This window comes from Paraburkholderia fungorum (genome assembly GCF_900099835.1).
Classification (GTDB): Bacteria; Pseudomonadota; Gammaproteobacteria; order Burkholderiales; family Burkholderiaceae; genus Paraburkholderia; species Paraburkholderia fungorum_A.
In genome coordinates this window covers 2,632,326-2,649,320 of the sequence record NZ_FNKP01000002.1, presented here as the reverse complement: position 1 = coordinate 2,649,320, position 16,995 = coordinate 2,632,326, and the positions used below count along the sequence as shown (strand labels likewise).

The 16,995-nt window shown below is 59.1% G+C and carries 19 protein-coding genes and 1 pseudogene; 8 read left to right on the top strand and 12 right to left on the bottom strand.

What is annotated here, in order from left to right; all coding sequences use genetic code 11:
- Positions 1 to 60: 60 nt before the first annotated feature.
- From BLS41_RS27725 to BLS41_RS27715, 3 genes are all read right to left on the bottom strand, one after another.
- Positions 61 to 912, bottom strand: coding sequence for a carbohydrate ABC transporter permease (locus tag BLS41_RS27725; RefSeq protein WP_074770590.1), 852 nt, complete (start codon positions 910 to 912; stop codon positions 61 to 63).
- A complete protein-coding gene (locus BLS41_RS27720) occupies positions 909 to 1,799 on the bottom strand; it encodes a carbohydrate ABC transporter permease (RefSeq protein WP_074770588.1) in 891 nt (296 codons plus the stop codon). The genes BLS41_RS27725 and BLS41_RS27720 overlap by 4 nt, the downstream gene beginning before the upstream one ends.
- Before the next feature lie 178 nt (positions 1,800 to 1,977).
- Positions 1,978 to 3,210: an ABC transporter substrate-binding protein gene (locus tag BLS41_RS27715; protein ID WP_074770586.1), complete on the bottom strand. Its 1,233-nt coding sequence runs from the start codon at positions 3,208 to 3,210 to the stop codon at positions 1,978 to 1,980.
- Between the two features lie 341 nt (positions 3,211 to 3,551).
- On the opposite strand from BLS41_RS27715, the gene BLS41_RS27710 reads away from it, so the two are divergent.
- The 3 genes from BLS41_RS27710 to BLS41_RS27700 all read left to right on the top strand — a co-directional run bounded on the left by BLS41_RS27710 (position 3,552) and on the right by BLS41_RS27700 (position 6,406).
- Positions 3,552 to 4,325 carry an SDR family oxidoreductase gene (locus BLS41_RS27710; protein WP_074770584.1) on the top strand — a complete coding sequence of 258 codons (774 nt, stop codon included), beginning with the start codon at positions 3,552 to 3,554 and terminating at the stop codon, positions 4,323 to 4,325.
- 71 nt (positions 4,326 to 4,396) lie between these two features.
- The gene (locus BLS41_RS27705; protein ID WP_074770582.1) at positions 4,397 to 5,479 is read left to right on the top strand and encodes an ABC transporter ATP-binding protein; all 1,083 of its coding nucleotides are present in this window, start codon (positions 4,397 to 4,399) and stop codon (positions 5,477 to 5,479) included.
- A gap of 63 nt (positions 5,480 to 5,542) precedes the next feature.
- On the top strand, positions 5,543 to 6,406 hold the full coding sequence (locus tag BLS41_RS27700; RefSeq protein WP_074770580.1) for a MurR/RpiR family transcriptional regulator: 864 nt from the start codon (positions 5,543 to 5,545) through the stop codon (positions 6,404 to 6,406).
- On the opposite strand, the gene BLS41_RS27695 is transcribed toward BLS41_RS27700, so the two are convergent.
- The gene (locus BLS41_RS27695) at positions 6,403 to 7,323 is read right to left on the bottom strand and encodes an IclR family transcriptional regulator (protein ID WP_074770577.1); all 921 of its coding nucleotides are present in this window, start codon (positions 7,321 to 7,323) and stop codon (positions 6,403 to 6,405) included. The genes BLS41_RS27700 and BLS41_RS27695 overlap by 4 nt on opposite strands.
- Positions 7,320 to 8,180: an IclR family transcriptional regulator gene (locus tag BLS41_RS27690; protein ID WP_074770575.1), complete on the bottom strand. Its 861-nt coding sequence runs from the start codon at positions 8,178 to 8,180 to the stop codon at positions 7,320 to 7,322. The genes BLS41_RS27695 and BLS41_RS27690 overlap by 4 nt, the downstream gene beginning before the upstream one ends.
- Before the next feature lie 266 nt (positions 8,181 to 8,446).
- On the opposite strand from BLS41_RS27690, the gene BLS41_RS27685 reads away from it, so the two are divergent.
- The 4 genes from BLS41_RS27685 to BLS41_RS39185 all read left to right on the top strand — a co-directional run bounded on the left by BLS41_RS27685 (position 8,447) and on the right by BLS41_RS39185 (position 11,767).
- Positions 8,447 to 9,406: an MBL fold metallo-hydrolase gene (locus BLS41_RS27685; RefSeq protein ID WP_074770573.1), complete on the top strand. Its 960-nt coding sequence runs from the start codon at positions 8,447 to 8,449 to the stop codon at positions 9,404 to 9,406.
- 47 nt (positions 9,407 to 9,453) lie between these two features.
- Entirely contained in the window at positions 9,454 to 11,166 is a 1,713-nt protein-coding gene (locus BLS41_RS27680) for an FAD-dependent oxidoreductase (protein ID WP_074770571.1), read from the top strand.
- Between the two features lie 54 nt (positions 11,167 to 11,220).
- Complete coding sequence (locus BLS41_RS27675; RefSeq protein ID WP_074770569.1) at positions 11,221 to 11,457, top strand: DUF2783 domain-containing protein; 237 nt, start codon at positions 11,221 to 11,223, stop codon at positions 11,455 to 11,457.
- A gap of 142 nt (positions 11,458 to 11,599) precedes the next feature.
- On the top strand, positions 11,600 to 11,767 hold the full coding sequence (locus BLS41_RS39185) for a hypothetical protein (protein ID WP_171910252.1): 168 nt from the start codon (positions 11,600 to 11,602) through the stop codon (positions 11,765 to 11,767).
- On the opposite strand, the gene BLS41_RS38630 is transcribed toward BLS41_RS39185, so the two are convergent.
- The 7 genes from BLS41_RS38630 to BLS41_RS40000 form a co-directional block, all read right to left on the bottom strand.
- A complete protein-coding gene (locus BLS41_RS38630; RefSeq protein ID WP_143026379.1) occupies positions 11,764 to 12,174 on the bottom strand; it encodes a hypothetical protein in 411 nt (136 codons plus the stop codon). The genes BLS41_RS39185 and BLS41_RS38630 overlap by 4 nt on opposite strands.
- Before the next feature lie 16 nt (positions 12,175 to 12,190).
- Positions 12,191 to 12,469 (bottom strand): glycoside hydrolase family protein, encoded by a 279-nt coding sequence (locus tag BLS41_RS40145; protein WP_083380097.1) that lies wholly within the window; start codon positions 12,467 to 12,469, stop codon positions 12,191 to 12,193.
- A gap of 12 nt (positions 12,470 to 12,481) precedes the next feature.
- Positions 12,482 to 13,288, bottom strand: coding sequence for a hypothetical protein (locus BLS41_RS27665; RefSeq protein ID WP_074770565.1), 807 nt, complete (start codon positions 13,286 to 13,288; stop codon positions 12,482 to 12,484).
- Between the two features lie 2 nt (positions 13,289 to 13,290).
- On the bottom strand, positions 13,291 to 13,851 hold the full coding sequence (locus BLS41_RS27660; RefSeq protein WP_074770563.1) for a PAAR domain-containing protein: 561 nt from the start codon (positions 13,849 to 13,851) through the stop codon (positions 13,291 to 13,293).
- Positions 13,852 to 14,376, bottom strand: coding sequence for a PAAR domain-containing protein (locus BLS41_RS39700; protein WP_074770561.1), 525 nt, complete (start codon positions 14,374 to 14,376; stop codon positions 13,852 to 13,854).
- 202 nt (positions 14,377 to 14,578) lie between these two features.
- Complete coding sequence (locus BLS41_RS27645; RefSeq protein WP_143026378.1) at positions 14,579 to 15,250, bottom strand: PAAR domain-containing protein; 672 nt, start codon at positions 15,248 to 15,250, stop codon at positions 14,579 to 14,581.
- Between the two features lie 587 nt (positions 15,251 to 15,837).
- Positions 15,838 to 15,969: a hypothetical protein gene (locus tag BLS41_RS40000; protein WP_290439534.1), complete on the bottom strand. Its 132-nt coding sequence runs from the start codon at positions 15,967 to 15,969 to the stop codon at positions 15,838 to 15,840.
- Between the two features lie 124 nt (positions 15,970 to 16,093).
- Here BLS41_RS40000 and BLS41_RS27640 point away from each other — a divergent pair.
- Positions 16,094 to 16,993: pseudogene (locus tag BLS41_RS27640) on the top strand (MFS transporter); the annotation flags it as partial.
- Positions 16,994 to 16,995 lie beyond the last annotated feature (2 nt).

The following is a 16,995-nucleotide window of genomic DNA, read 5'->3' as shown; positions in this document are numbered from 1 at the left end:
CTCGGATGAATGCAAAGCGCGCGGCAGAACAAAACCTGTTTGCCGCGCGCTACGCAAGTTTTACTTAACTGCTCCCAAAGCCAGGCCCTTCACCAGATACCTCTGCAGCCAGGCGAACACAATCGAAACCGGCAAGGTGGCGCAAAGCGTAGCGGCCATCACCAGATGCCATTCGACGACGTATTTCCCCGCGACCATATCCGTCACCTGCACCGTGAGCGTCTTGTTTTCCGGCGAACGGATCAGCGTATAGACAACGGCAAATTCATTCCATGCATTGATGAACGTGAAGATCGCGGTCACGACAATTGCCGGCACCGCCAGCGGCAGGAATACCTTGAACACCGCCCGGGTGCGCCCGCATCCTTCGAGCCACGCCGACTCTTCGAGATCTCGTGGCACGGTCTGAAAGTACGACGACACCATCCATACGGCAAACGCGATATTGAACGCCGCGTAAGACACGATCACGCCGATCTTCGAGTCGACCAGATTGCCGTCCCCAAACGGAATCATTGCGGCAAGCCTGAACAGACCGACCACCAGCAGAATCGGCGACAGCATCTGCGTGACGAGTAGAAACTGGCGATACAAACCGCGTCCGCGAAATGGAAAGCGGGCTAGTGCATAAGCGGCCGGCAGGCTCACCGCGAGCGCGAGCGCCGTGGACAGCAAGCTGATGATCGTGCTGTTACGCAGCGCCACGCCGAAGTTGGCGGCTTCCCACATATCGACGAAATTGCGCCATTGCCAATGCACGGGCAACCAGCGCGCCGGGTAGACGAAGATTTCCGAAGCCGGTTTCAACGCGGTGAACAACATCACCGCGAACGGAAACAATACGACCACTACGAGTGGCGACAACGCGAGCCAGCACCACAACGAGCGCTTCATCTTGACGCTGAGACTCATGACGGATCTCCTTCTTTCGCGGGCTGCAGGCGCAGATAGGCGATCGAGAAAACGAACAGCATGACGAGCATGATCAGCGAGACGGCGGCTGCTTCGCCGGGACGCCCCAGCCGGAAGCCAAGCTCATAGAGATACGTGACGAGAATGTGCGTGCTGTTGTCGGGACCGCCTTGCGTCATCACCCAGATAATCGGGAACGAGTTGAACACGTAGATCACGTTCAGCAGAATCGTCATGTTGATGAACGGCTTCAACAACGGCATGGTCAGCTTGCGGAACTGCTGCCACGCGCTCGCGCCGTCCATGCGCGCGGCTTCGTAAATATCGCCCGGCACCGACGACAAACCGCCGAGCAGAATCGTCACCGTAAAGGGAATCGACACCAGAATGCCGACGGCGATCTCGACCGGAAACGCGAGTTCGGGCGTGGCGAGCCAGTGAATCGGGCCGCTAATCAGCCCGAGTCTCTGCAACGTGACGTTGACCATCCCGTAGTCGTCGTTGAAGGCCCAGCGCCAGACCACGGCGGTCATGGTCAGCGAGACGGACCACGGCAGCATCACGATGGTGCGTGCTACGCCGCGTCCATAGAAATCCTGGTTCAGCACCAGGGCTACCGGCACGGAAATCAGCACTGTGCCGCCCACGACGCTGACGGTCCAGACAATCGTTCGCCGGGCGGAAGCGAGGAATATGGGGTCGTCGAAAATCGTCTGGAAATTCTGCAGACCGGTGAAGTCGCGAATCGCGCCGAAACGCGATACCTCATGCAGCGATTGCCACACGATGTTGAAAATCGGATAGCTGATGATGAACAGCGCCAGTATCAAACTCGGCGCAATCAGCAACCAGGGCGCTTGCAGGCGCGAAGAAGCGGAACGGCTCATGCGTGCTCGATCGTAAGACGCGTCCGCGTTAGTCAGTGGGCGCGACGGGATGGGCCGGATAGTGCAACGAGTGCAGCTAGTGCATTACGACCGAAACGCGCACCGCCCTGGTCTATGGCGGCGCGCGTTCCGTATTCAGACAAAGACAAACACAATCACGAATAGATCACCGCAGGGTTCAATGACCCAACGACTTGTTCGCCTGCGTAGCCGCTGCATTCAACGCGTCAGCCGGTTGTGCCTTGCCGAGGTAAATCGACTGCATTGAATCCGTCACGGCCTTCGCGGTGTCTTCCCAGCCCGTGACGGTCGGTGCGAAGTGGGCAGTCGGCAGCAACGCGACGAACGCCTTGGTGTCCGGGTCGTTGAACGCCGGGTCCGTTGCTTCAGCCTTGGTGGTCGGCAGGAAGCCTTCGGTCGTCGTGAACTCGACACGCGGTTCCTTGGTGAACAGATAGTCGAGGAACTTCCACGCCGACTTCTTCACCTTCGAGTTCTTGAACATCACGATCGAATCCGTCACGGCGTACGTGGCGTGCGTCGTGCCCATTGGAATCGGATCGATACCGTACTTCAGATTCGGCGCTTCCTTCTTGATCTGCTTCGCGAGGAACGGTGCCGAGATCATCATCGCGACGCGGCCCTGCTTGAACAGGTTCTGCACGTCTTCACGGCTGTAGCCGGTCACGCCCGGTTGCGTCAGACCCTGATCGATCATCGACTTGTACAGCGTGGCCGCCTTGATGCCGGCCGGCGAATTGAACGCTGCCTTGCCGTCCTTGCCGACCACGTCGCCGCCATTGGTCCACAGCGCGTAGTAATAGTAGACGTCGGTTTCGATTTCCTTGCCTTGCAGACCGAAGCCCGCAATACCCTGCGCCTTCAGTTTCTTCGACGCGTCGATCACGTCGTTCCACGTTTTCGGGCCGTCGGGGTAACCGACTTTCGCGAGCAGATCCTTGTTGTAGTAAAGCGCGCGTGCCGAAGCGGCGATCGGCAGACCGTAGGTCTTGCCGTTGATCTGACCAGGAGCCAGGAACGGACCGATGAAGCGGTTCTTGAAGCTCGCGTCCATGTAGCCGTCGAGCGGTTCGGCCACGTCGTCCTTCACGAAGTCGAGCAGCCAGCGCGTGCCGACAATCGCGAGGTCGGCGTTGGCGTTACCTGAAATGTCCGTTTGCAGCTTCTGTTGCAGCGTGTCCCAGTTCACGTCTTCGATCTTGATCGTCGTGCCGGGGTTGGCCTTTTCGAAATTGCGGGCCATTTTTTCGAAGTACGGTGCGGTCGCATCGCTGTAGTGGGCGACGGTCACGCGAACCGTGTCGGCGTGAGCCGCGACGGCGATACCTGCAAACGCGAGCGCGACGGCGACTTTGCCTAGCGCGAGGGAAGCACGGGCATGCAACGACATTTCTCTCTCTCCTGTGTCGGCCGGAGTCGGCGCTTGAGCGCTTTTTTCCGGTCCCATCAACTCAACGATGGTGGGGTGGTCTGCTGCCGTCGCCGGCCGCTTGGGGTGAATTGTTTGAAAAAATCCTACATGACGCAAAATTGCTTGTCACGTAGGGTCTGCCATATTTTTTCTCAGCCCGTTTTGTGCATAAGATGCTGTAAAGCAGGGGTATTCTGCATAACGCAATGTCACGCATACCCAAACTTCGGGATGACTAGACAAGCAGTGAACTTCGCGTTTGTAGGAAATTTACACGCTAATCCGGCGCCGGTTGGCGAAGGTCGAGGAGCGAGGCGGACATGAATCGTGTGGTGTTGGTAACGGGCGCTTGCGGTGGCATCGGCAGTGTGTTGTGCAAACGTTTCGTCGAGCAGGGCGACACGGTGCTGGCGCTCGACGTCGACGCGGCCGCGCTGAATGCGTTGGCCGCACAACTGGGCGACGCACATGTCACACCGGTCGTCGCCGATCTCGGCGATGCCGCCGCGGTGCAGCACGCGGTGGCCGAAGCGGTGAAGTTGCGCGGCCCGGTGGATGTGCTGGTTGCCAACGCGGGCGCGGCACAAGGGCTGACGCTCGCCACGACCGACGCCGCCACCTGGCAGCGCGACGTTCATCTGAATCTGAACGGCACGTATCACACGGTCGAAGCGGTGCGCGCGTCGATGATCGAACGGCAGCGCGGCGCGCTGGTGTTGATCGGCTCGGTGAACGGACTCGCCGCGCTCGGTCATCCCGCATATAGCGCGGCGAAAGCGGGGCTGATCAGCTACACGAAAGCGCTGGCCATCGAGCTGGGCCGTTACGGCATTCGCGCGAACATCGTCTGTCCGGGCACGGTGAAGACGCAGGCGTGGCAGGCCCGTGTCGACAAGAATCCGAAGGTGTTCGAGGATCTGAAAAAGTGGTACCCGTTACGCGATTTCGCCACGCCCGACGACATTGCCGACGCCGTGCTGTTTCTCGCCTCGCCAATGGCGCGCGTCATCACCGGTGTCATGTTGCCTGTCGACGGCGGCCTGATGGCGGGCAACCGGTTGATGGCCGAAGAACTGACACTCGAATCGCTTTGAACCGGTATCACGCGAATTTCGCCTGATACACGAACCACGCAACGCAAACGCAGCAAGACGATGAGGACAGCATGGCAGCAGTGCAACTGAGCGGCATCTTCAAACGCTATGGCGACACGCAGGTGGTGCACGGCATCGATCTCGACATCGACGACGGCGAGTTCGTCGTGCTGGTCGGGCCGTCCGGCTGCGGTAAAAGCACGCTGATGCGCATGGTGGCGGGGCTCGAAGAGATTAGCGGCGGCGATCTGATGATCGGCGGCACGCGCGCGAATACGCTCGCGCCGCAGCAGCGCAATATCTCGATGGTGTTCCAGAGCTACGCGCTTTATCCCCATCTGTCGGTCTACGAGAACATTGCCTTCGGGCCACGCATTCGTAAGGAATCCTCGGAGAGTTTCAAGCCGCGTATCGAAGCTGCGGCGAAGATGCTGAACCTGGGCGGCTACCTGGATCGTTTACCGCGTGCTTTGTCGGGTGGTCAACGGCAACGGGTGGCAATGGGGCGTGCGGTGGTGCGCGAGCCGTCGCTGTTCCTGTTCGACGAACCGCTGTCCAATCTCGACGCGAAGCTGCGCGTGCAGATGCGTACCGAGATCAAGGCGCTGCATCAGCGGCTTAAAAACACGGTGATTTACGTCACGCACGATCAGATCGAAGCGATGACGATGGCCGACCGCATCGTCGTGATGAACGCGGGGCGCATCGAGCAGATGGGTCGTCCGCTGGAGCTTTACGATCGTCCTGCGAACCTGTTTGTCGCGAGTTTTCTCGGCTCGCCGTCGATGAATTTCGCCGAAGGCGTGATCGTGAATCGCGCGCAAGGACAAGGTCTCGCGCTGAAACTCGCAGATGGTGGCGAGATCGTGCTGGAAAGCACGCCTGCCTCGGCGAAAGTCGGCGCGAAGGTGACGCTCGGCGTGCGGCCCGAACACATCGAGACCATGACGGCCGCGCCGGACGCGGCCATGGATGTCGACGTGGTCGAGCCGACCGGCGCGGAAACGCATCTGTATGGAAAAATTGGCGGCAATACGTGGTGCGTGACGACTCGCCAGCGCTCGAGCGTCGAGCCGGGCCAGCGTGTCACGCTGCGTTTTCCGGCTCAGCATATTCATCTGTTCGATACGGAGAGCGGACGCAGGCTGGTCTGAACCGCGTGTTGCCGATAAAGGCTGCGCACCACGCGGATTCATTTAACCCTTAAGGAACACCGGGTGTCCGCACCGAACTTGATTCCCCACATCCGCAACGCATTGGTCAGCTTGCGGCCCGCCGAGCGCAAGGTCGCCGAGATGGTGCTGAGCGACGTCGATTTCGCGATGCGCGCGAGCATCACCGAACTCGCGCAGCGCGCGGAGGTGTCCGAGCCCTCGGTCACGCGCTTTTGCCGCGCGATCGGCGCGCATGGTCTGCGTGACTTCAAGATGTTGCTGGCGCAAAGCGTGGCGGGCGGACTGCCGTATGCGTCGACGGCGGTCGCGCGCGACGACGACGTGCAGACCTTGATGGACAAGGTGGGCGAAGCGGCGATCGACGGCATTACGCATGCGCGCGGCGCGCTCGATCCTACGGTCGTGGAGAGCGCGATTGCGGCTTTATCGAGCGCGGGGCGAGTGTTTTTCTTTGGCGTGGGATCGGGGTCGGGACTGGTCGCGCAAGATGCGGCGCTGCGGTTTTTACGGCTCGATATCGCATCGACGGCTTTTACCGACGGTCATCTGCAACGGCTTTACGCCGGTTTGATGGAGCCCGGCGATGTCGCGTTTGCGATCTCGCATTCGGGACGCAGCGTCGAAGTGAACGAGAGCATCCAGATTGCGAAGGAACGAGGTGCTACGACCATCGCGTTGACCAATGTCGGCTCGCGGCTGGCGTGGCTGGTCGATATTCCCTTGCTGCTGCGCGTACCGAGTCCGATCGATCCGAATACGCCAGGCGTCTCGCGGCTCGTGCATCTGTGCATCATGGATGCGCTCGCTATCGGCGTCGCGCTTAAAGCCGGTCCGAAGACGCTTGAAAAGATGCGGCATGCGAAGGCGCGTCTCGCGTCGCACGAGCCGGAAGCGACCGGGAATTAGGCGTTTTTCTCTGCGCCGCGCTGTTCGCGGGGATGTTCGCCTATCGCCGCAATCCAGCCGAATCTGCGCGACAACCGCGATGTCGCCGCGCGCAAGGTCTGCGCCGGGCCGCCCGCCGTTTCGCTGTCGAAGCTCCCACTTGGACCCATCAACGCAAGCACGAGGCAGATGCTGCCCGTGTGATCGAGCACCGGCGCGGCCAACGTGCTGATGCCAGGCACGGGCCGGCTCAAGGCTGTGTCGATGCCGTCCGCGCGGATCTGCGCGAGGCGCTGCGCGTAGGCTTGAGTCAGCGGTGCGAGCGAGTTTGCTACGACGCCGCCACCTGCTTTCGAAGCTGCGGTCTTTCCCGCAAACACCTCCGTGGCATCGGCACCCGCGAGCCGCAGATGATCCTGCATCAGCAGACCCACACGCACGTCGTCCGCGACATAGGCGGAAAACACGCGGCCAATCGCGGTATTCACCAGCGACATCACCGTGCCGACCCGCAAGCTCACATGCAACGGCCGCGCCGATTCTTCCAGGCGCACGACAGTCGGCCCTAGCGGACCGAGCACGGCCATCGCGACACTCATCCCCGTCGATGCCGCCAGTTCGACCACTTCAGGCTCCGCTTCGCGCGTCGGCGAAAGACGCTGCAAGCCGATCAAACCCAGCTCCAGTGCGAGCGGCCCCGCCGCGAAACAACCGGACGCGTCGCGGTCGAGCAAGCCGATTTTCAGCAGACTCACCAGATGCGGAAACGCCTTCGCGGGCGGCATGCCGGCAGCGGTGGCGAGATCGCGCAGGCTCAAGGGCCGCGCCGCGGCGACCAGTGCACCGAGCAACTCGCCGGTGTTGTCGAGCGACTGGATGCCGCGCTGCGGTTTCGCATCGGCGGACGAAAGGGGGGAGAGGTCGGGAGAATCGGTCACGATGCGGAAGACGCTAACAGGGAAGGCGCGGCGGCCAGTTCGATGCCGATATCGCGGGCGGTGGCAAGCAATGCGCGGGCTGTGGCGCTGTCGGCGGCGACGTCGATCGAACCGGTCGAGCCGATCACGGTCAACGCGAGCAGCAGGCGGCCGTCGCTATCCAGCACGGGCGCGCTCAGACTGCTGATGCCGGGGCTCGGCGCATCCACGCTGGATTCCAGGCCGCGCGTGCGGATCGCGTTCAGCGTGGCCTGGAATGCAGCGCTCTGGTCGGGCGGAATCATCGCGCTGCCTGCCGGGCCGCCCGATTGATTCGCCCACATCCGGGCCAGCACGTCGGCGGGCAAATAGGCGCAAAACACCCGTCCCGTCGATGTCGCCGGAAGCGACATCAACGTGCCCACATGCAGATTGACGTGCAGCGGAAACCCCGCGTGCTCGTAGCGGACGATGGTCGGCCCCTGCGGCCCGGCAATACAGATCGCGACGCTAAAGCTAATTGCCTCGGCCAGCGCCGCCACGCGCGGCACGGCGGCGCGAAACGCGGGCTGATTCTCCAGATGCAGCAAGCCGAGCCGCAGCGACAGCGGCCCCGGTTCATAGCGCCCCGACAACTCGTCACGCTTGATGAGGCCCAGGCGGCTCAGACTCACCAGATACGCATGGGCTTGCCCCGGCGCGATCTGCGCGGCGCTGGCGAGATCGGATAAAGCCAGCGGTGCGCGCGCCTGCGCGAGCGCAAGCAGGACGCGGCCGCCCACTTCCACGCTCTGGATGCCGCGTTGCGTCTTACCGCCGTCCGTCGTCTCGCTGCCGCCCGCGCCTTGGCCGGTGGCCGGTTTCGCTGCTTTGCCCACACCCGCGCCCGTCCGTAAAAAGGGTCCATGTTAACCGAATGGCCATCCAGTTCCGTCTCCATCTTAGGCTTCGCGCAATTTGCGTATAGCGATACATTTCGCTATTGACAAATAAACTGGGCCAGCCATAAGATGCATTCACCCCGACACACCGGCGCATTCACAGAGCAGAAACGGGGCGAGACAAGTCCTCCCATACCGTCAGCCCGCACCACCGGTGCGCCGCCGGCCGTCTCGCCTCACGTCCAACTTCGACGGAGACAAGCATGGCAAAGGCATTCGCATCCCAGGCCGACCTGGAAGTCAAGAAAGTCACGTGGTCCCAGTTGTCCGAGAACGCGTACGCGTACACCGCCGAGGGCGATCCGAACTCAGGCGTGATCATCGGCGACGACGGCGTGCTGATCGTCGACACCACCGCCACGCCCGCCATGGCGCAGGATCTGATCGCGAAGATCCGCAGCGTCACCGACAAGCCGATCAAATACGTCGTGCTGTCGCACTATCACGCAGTGCGCGTGCTCGGCGCATCGGCCTATTTCGACGAAGGCGCGCAGCAGGTGATCGCGAGCCGCGGCACGTACGAGATGATCGTCGAGCGCGGCGAGGCCGATATGAAATCGGAAATCGAACGCTTTCCGCGTCTGTTTGCCGGTGTCGAAACCGTGCCCGGTCTGACGTGGCCGACGCTCGTGTTCGACAAGGAAATGACGCTGTTTCTCGGCAAGCTCGAAGTGCGCATCGCGCATCTCGGCGCGGGTCATACAAAGGGCGATACGGTCGTGTGGCTGCCGTCGCAAAAGGTGCTGTTTTCCGGCGACCTCGTCGAATATGACGCAGCGTGCTACTGCGGCGACGCGCAACTCGAACAGTGGCCTGCCACGCTCGAAGCGCTGCGTGCGCTGAATGCGGAGAAGCTGGTGCCGGGGCGTGGCCCCGCGCTGCTGACTCCGGCCGATGTGAACAAAGGTCTCGACTACACCAAAGACTTCGTCACCACGCTGCTGCAGGCAGGCCGTGAAGCGTTCAAGGACAAGCTCGATCTGAAGGCCGCGATGGCGCACACGCGCAAGGCGATGGACCCGAAGTTCGGCCACGTTTTCATCTACGAGCATTGCCTGCCGTTCGATGTGTCGCGTGCTTTCGATGAAGCCAGCGGCATCACGCATCCGCGCATCTGGACCGCGCAGCGCGACAAGGAAATGTGGGACGCGCTGCAAGGCTGACAGCAACGATAAGCGCAAAGCGACGCAGAGACGGATGGAGACACAAGATGAGCATCAACTACCAGGCGCTGTCGTTCGACTACCAGCCTTGCCGTGAGCAAAGCGCGCAAGGCGACGAACAGGCGGCCTATCCCGTGATCGTGGTTGGCGCAGGACCGGTCGGTCTCGCGACCGCCATCGATCTCGCGCAGCAGGGCGTGCCGGTCGTACTGGTCGACGACGATTGTTCGTTGTCCACCGGTTCGCGGGCGATCTGTTTTTCGAAGCGCTCGCTCGATATCTTCGATCGGCTCGGCTGCGGTCAACGGATGGTGGATAAGGGCATCAGCTGGAATGTCGGCAAGGTGTTCCTGAAAAACGAACTCGTGTACACGTTCAATCTGCAACCTGAGGCGGGTCATAACCGGCCCGCGTTCATCAACTTGCAGCAGTACTACGTCGAAGGTTTTCTGCTCGAACGTGCGCAGGAAATGCCGAATCTGGAGATTCGCTGGAAGAGCAAAGTAGTGGGCGTGCAGCAGAACGGCACACCGGGTTCGTGCGATGCCGGCGTCACGCTGACCGTCGAAACGCCGGACGGTGCGTATCCGTTGCGCGGCCGTTATGTCGTCGCTGCCGATGGCTCGCGCAGTCCAATGCGTCGGCTGATGGGACTCGATAGCAAAGGCGTGACGTTCAAGGACCGCTTCCTGATTGCCGACGTCAAAATGGAAGCGGATTTTCCGACCGAGCGTTGGTTCTGGTTCGACCCGCCGTTTCATCCGAATCAGTCGGTGCTGTTGCATCGTCAGCCGGACAACGTATGGCGGATCGATTTTCAACTGGGATGGGATGCCGATCCCGTGCTGGAAAAAACCCCGGAGCGCGTCATTCCACGCGTGCGCGCATTGCTGGGCGCCGATGCGAAGTTCGAGCTGGAATGGGTCAGCGTCTATACGTTTTCGTGTTTGCGGATGGAGCGCTTCCGGCACGGCAACGTATTGTTCGCGGGCGATTCCGCGCACGGCGTGTCGCCGTTCGGCGCGCGCGGCGCGAATAGCGGCATGCAGGACGCCGAGAACCTCGCATGGAAACTGGCGATGGTGCTCGACGGCCGGGCGTCGGACGCGTTGCTCGATACGTATGCAAGCGAACGCGAATTTGCCGCTGACGAAAACATCCGCAACTCCACGCGTTCCACCGATTTCATCACGCCGAAGAGTCCTGTGAGCCGCGTTTTCCGTGATGCTGTGCTGAAGCTCGCGCGGCATCATCCGTTCGCGCGTCCGTTGGCGAATAGCGGGCGGTTGTCCGTGCCTGCGGTGTTGCGTGATTCTCCATTGAATACAGCGGACCGCGAGAACTTTGGCGGTTCGTTGGTGCCGGGTGCATCGTGCGTCGACGCGCCCGTGCAGGTGAATGAACAACCGGCGTGGCTGTTGCAGCAACTCGGTCAGCAATTTACCGGCGTGCTGTTTTGCAGCGATCAGGGTGTCGATCAGGCGGCGCTCGCTTCATTGAATTCACTGCGGACCGGATCGATACCGTTGAAGCTCGTTGTCGTGATGTGCGGCGATGCGCAGGTTGGTTCCATGTTGCCGGAAGACGTGCAGGTCGCGCACGACGCCGACGGTCTCGCAAGCTCGCGTTACGACGCACCACACGGCACGTTCTATCTGATCCGGCCGGACCAGCACGTTTGCGCACGGTGGCGGCAACTCGATACGCGTGCCGTCGAGCACGCATTGAAGCGCGCGTTGTGTGTCGAAGGAACGGCCTGAAGAGCTGCGCACGCAGGCACTGCGCAATAGCGAAAAATAGCAGGAGACAAACACATGGCACTCAATATTCAACCGAATCTCGCCCGCCCGGACGACTTCTACGAGGCGCTGATCGATATGCACCGCGACCTCGACGATGCGCAGAGTCAGTCGGCCAATGCGCAATTGATTCTGTTGCTCGCGAATCATATCGGCGATTACGCGACGCTGATCGAGGCATTGCAGCATGCGCGTGAAGGGGTGATCGATAAGGTGGTTCAGAACGCGGAGTCGCATTCGCTGGCCGCCTGAAGCGGCGGCACGCGCGTGACCATTCGCGTCACGTGCAATCAAGCACGCAGCACGAAATCAAGGAAGCACCAAAGCACGAAAGCGGCGCATCAAGACGCCGGACTCAATGGGTCCGCTGGACCCGCACGTTTGGAGATAACCGATGAGCCAATCTTTCGCCCCCGCGCTAGAGCCGGGCGTATCAGCTGCTGCGCACGACGACCTGCTGTATCGCAAGGTTTCGACGCGGATTATTCCGTTTCTGTTTGAAAAAGCCGCGCTTCCAGTCGCCGACGCCATCGCACGCGTTGTGCACCAAATCTGCAGCTAGTTACCCGTTTTTATCGAATAGAGATCATGTAAAAAGTCATTCTGCTGTTTTCGTAAAGAGTATTGACAACGAGCTCCAATAACATCATATAAATCGACGTGGGTTTTAGGAGAAGATTCAATATTCCAATCGAATGCAAGTTTGTTAGATAAATCACAAGCCTTTGCTACTTGATCTTGTGCAGTCATATACTGCGCAAGCTTTGCCCTGTTTGCGCCGGTAATTCCGTGAGTCGCTTTAATTGCAGCCGCGACTTTCTTGCTATCGGCTCCAAGACTTTTAGCATGATGTTCGTAACAATCGAAATCCCCAAATCCACCACCGCCGAGGTGTTGCATGCAATTGGCATCATCAATAATTTCATCAGCATATACCGGCTGAAATACAACTAAAGCCAGCACCATCATGACCGATTTTCCCGATTTATATAACAATGCCTCTCCCGTGTCTCGCATCATAGTTCCCTGTTTTAAAAAGTCGTGCTTCTAGCGCGCGACGCCACTCAATTCCACCGGCGCGATACCCGCGAATATAAGATGGTAGGTCATCGTATTGACCTGAATTTACCTTGCCAACTAATGATGCGATCCCCTGTCCCGATCCTGCGTTAAAAGCCATGCTTACTAGTGCATCATATTCGTATTGATGCAACGGGACGCGTATCCGACGATTGATTGCGGACTCCGCTTCTGAAAAATTTATTTTTGAGAGCTGTCATGCTCGCTCTACCGAAATCGTGTCACCCACATGCAGATGATCCGAAGGAATAACCTTGTGGCCGAAGCCGACCGTAGGAAATCCCTTGCTATCCAGATAAACTTTTAGAATCATTCCATCAATAACAGGCAGTCCCATATAGGTGCCGTTCATGACGCCACTTTCACATACGGCCATGAAAGCAACGCCGTCATCCGACAGCTTCCAGGGTTTACTGAGTCTTTCCGTCTGGGCGCTAACGCTGGAATTCGGGTTGGTGTTCGTTAAAGCGGTTGCAAGTGCGTCAGGCATTGGCCTCCCTGTTTGTGAACAAGATAACTCTTGATTGATTGAGCCGATTCCGTTCGATAGCGTCCAGTTCGTCCCGTGAATCGGTTGTGCGAGTCGCAGTTCACCCGAAGGCCTGCGAGCCGTGTCATAGGTGTCAGGGAGTGGCGTTTCGTTGGCATCAACAAGGGTGAACTGTTCGTCGTATCTGTCAGTCTTGAGGAACTCCGGCGGGCACTCGGCCTGTGCTGCACCTCTGCCTTCCGAATAGAACGCGTTCGATGCGCTCGACGCGACGACAAGATTCTTTCCGCACGGAGACAACACGCGGTCGCCATCGATGACCATGGGATAGTCGTCATCCATCCAGCCGCTGACGATGCCATGTATCGGCCATCCTCCTTTCCAGTTTCCACACGTCGCCAGATTCTCCTTGTGTGCATGCATTTTTCCGACTTCGTTATAGATGCCGCTGTGGCCTGTCACCTCCCCGCCTGTTGAGGTGCGGTCTCCATCTGCCGCCAGTCGATCAGACATTTTTATTCCCTGCGGCCGATGCATACATGCAGGCGTTGCGCGTCTTTCGTCGTGTAGCGAGTCGTTCTGCCGAATGAGCCGGTAACGTCAGGCTGGAGTTCGCCGGTAGTCGTTCGAACGGTGTAATAGGTATCCGCGAGGGCCTTACGCTCGCCATCGGTCAGCATGAATTGTTTGTCTTGGCCGAAGTTCCGCGCGGACGTTCTGGCGATCGACGCCGCTCTTTCTTCGCCTCGGTTGCGATTAACCATGCGCCGATATTCCGCAATGATCCGGGGCGGATCGGCGCACTTGCACAGAACGATATCGCCGCCGACAGCCTGACGGCGCCCGCCATTCACATGATCAATCAGGGGATGCCGAGTGCCGGGACTGGAACCGTAGGTAATCAGGCCCGTGCTATCGCATCTGGGGCAATGCGCGCCATCGCCGCTAAAAGCAAGGCGGTGGCGGTTGCCATCTGCACCTGTAATCGTGCGGTACTGCTTATAGGAATAAACACAGCTTCCGTTGCCGCTTGTCAACGGATCATCTTCGACCGCTGCATGGTAGATGCCGGACATTTACTCCTCCCGGTGCCCTAGATAGATATGGAGGCGTCGCGCGCCTTCGGTTGCGCATCGCTCTGTGCGACCAATGCCGTCAGTGACGCCATGAACAAGCTGGCCGGATGGCAACCGGACCGTGTAATACGTGTCTGGCAGCGCGCGGCCGGTTGCATCCTGAAGAGTGAATTGCTCGTCATGCTGGACCGATTGCGGGTCAACGCTTGCGGACGAACGAGTGTTAGCCACGCTTCCATCTTCACCTGGGCGGCGATGGTAAAAGCAGCTGTCGGACATCGAGATAACTCGATTCTGGCCGCAGGGGCATAGAACGTTATCGCCATGCAGTACAGCGGCCCGCCCACCATTTCGCATCGCGTGTGCACTGCCGAAGATGGGCCATGTGCCTTTGCAATTACCGCACGTTGCACGCTCTCCGTGCAGCGCAATGGCTTTTCCGCCGTCTGTCATATCGTTGTGCAGTGCATTCACTTTCCCGCCCGTGGTGGTGGGATCGCCGAATCTGACCACTGGAACTCGCATTAGCCCTCCTTGTGTCCGAGATAAATCATCAAACGGTTTGCGTCGCTCGTGCCGACGCTCTTGCAGGGTTCACAGTAGACGTGGCCACCGATTGATGCGCTATAGCCAAACGCGCATATCGGAACCTTATAGGGGTTAATCGGACCATCCGTATCGAGTTGGTCCGCGACTACCGCAATACGACGCACCATGATTCGCCACTTTAGTGGCGAATCAACGCGACGCCACGTTCATTGATGGGCACAAAAATGGTGGACGTGCGCGGATCGCGATGCGGGCTATCGGTAATCGTGTCACCGTTATCCAGGAGACTGCCGACGACCGCATAGCGGTTACGCTTATCGCCGGGAATGCCAATGCCCGTAATAATGCGTGCACGGGTTCCATCTTCGTACTCGACAAAATCGCCAATGCTCGCGGCCTTGCGATGCGTTCCGTCGATAGCCCATTCGCTCGATACTTCGCGCACCATGCCACCCTTAGCGGTAGTCGCGCCGAAAACCGCAAAGCGGGCGACCGACTCTTTCGGCGGGGGTGTCCAGTTTGCATCGAACAAGCCGGGCACGTCTTTTCCATTTTCAATGAACAACCCTTTTGCAAGGTGTCCCCATGGCGTTTCGATAATCCAGTCGCCGTTGCTCAGGTGAGAACCGACTAGAGCGGCGGCCCGGTTGTCAAGGGTGGAAGCGTATCCCGCTCCGTCCACGATGACCGCTTCGCTTCCATTGGGGTATGTCACGACGTCGCCAACGCGGGCAATACCCAAGCCGCACAGCGTAAATTTCGAAGCCGTAGTAACCCGGCCACCGCGCTCGGTAAGCGCGGCAGTTGTAGCGAAGTGGTAATGCGTTCCTTTACGTTCCTGTTCCGGCATTACAGTGTCCCTCAACAGTAAATGCGCCAATGGCGCGGGTTAGGCAATTACGACGAAACGGGTATTCAATGCGTGTCCACAACCCGACAGGCCTGGAAATCGCTATGGATTACGTAAGAGAGGATTTACCTGGCAGCAATGCCTTGTCGCGTGCAATTTGACAATCGTCCTCACGCATCGCATCGCGTTCATGCTTGGGTGATATCTGGTTGAACTTGGAGTAGTGAGTACTGTTGCAAGTGGAAGAAATCATTTTTGGAAATCGATATCTATATAGCGCGATGTGAATCGGCCAACGCTATCACTATCCACAACGTAGTTCTACGCTGCTTGTCAATTTGTGACACTTATGAATTACTTTATGCTTTCTACCTATTCGCAAAAAAGTATCGTGATGATCGAGTGACTCAAAAAAACGGCGTGAGATCGGGCCTAGAACACACATGTGGCCAGACAGACCAGATGGATCGCATTAGTGAAAGCGGTTCTATTTTTCGATGTTTAATTCTCCTTTTTCTGTGGGAAATTTTTTCCCTAGTGCCATCATTTGTGCAGTTTTTGCGATGGCCTCGATATCCCGCAACGCTTCAATATTTTTGAAATTGCGCTATCACTCCAATCCGCATCAATTCGAAGTGGGCGATACGCGCATACTGTTCAACGTGCATTGTCGTTCCGGTGTCGAACGCGTAGCCGTTCGGCTTCTCGGTTTTCTTCATCAACGGCTGCACTCCCGTAACTCACGAGTTGTTTGGCAGTATTCATGCACTTTCTCTGTACCAACTACATCGTCCGATAGACGTTGTTCAATAGATGCCACGCGGGCTTGTCACGGATCTCTAGTATCCGGCGCGGCGGCGCGCAGCCGTGCTGTCGATCTTCTTCGCGGGCGTCGCGGTGGCGGGTGTGCTCGGCGGCCTGGTATCCGGCTGGATCATGCGCGACATGGGCGGCGTGCTGGGCCTGTACGGCTGGCAGTGGATGTTCGTGATCGAAGGCGCGCCCGCGATCGTGCTTGGCCTGCTCGCGGCGTTCTATCTCGTGGATGGCCCGCAGCACGCCAGCTGGCTCACATCGGATGAAAAAGCGCGGCTGATCGCGCAACGTGATGAAGATCGCCGGCACGGCTCGCCGGAGCACGCGCATTCGTCGCGTTCGTTCATGCAGGCATTGCGCAATCCACGGGTTTATCTCTTTGCGTTTATCTATTTCTCGCTGACCTGCGCATCGTTGACGCTCAACTTCTGGATGCCGCTGATGATCCGCGATTTCGGCATTCACGATGTTCTCGCCATCAGCCTCTATACCGTGATTCCGAATGCGGTCGGCGCAGTCGGACTGATTCTGATCGCGCGTCATTCGGATCGACAGGGCGAGCGTCGCCGGCATTTTGCGGTTTGCACGATTGGCGGCGGCATAGCGCTGTCATTGCTCACGCTGCATCTGACCAGCTTTCCCGCGATGCTTGCCATTCTGTCGGTAGCGGCCATGTTGATATTCGCCGCATTGCCTATTTTCTGGACTGTTCCTTCGGGTTATCTGTCGGGAACAGCGGCTGCGGCGGGCATTGCGTTGATCAGCAGCATCGGCATGACGAGCGGCATCGTGAGCCCCTGGGTGATCGGTCTGATCAAGACGCATACGGGCAGTATGGATAACGCGCTGTATCTGTTGACCGCATTGTTGTTCGTGAGCGGTATCGCGCTGCTGCGCGGCGTGCCGAAAGAGGCGCAGCGGATTTGATC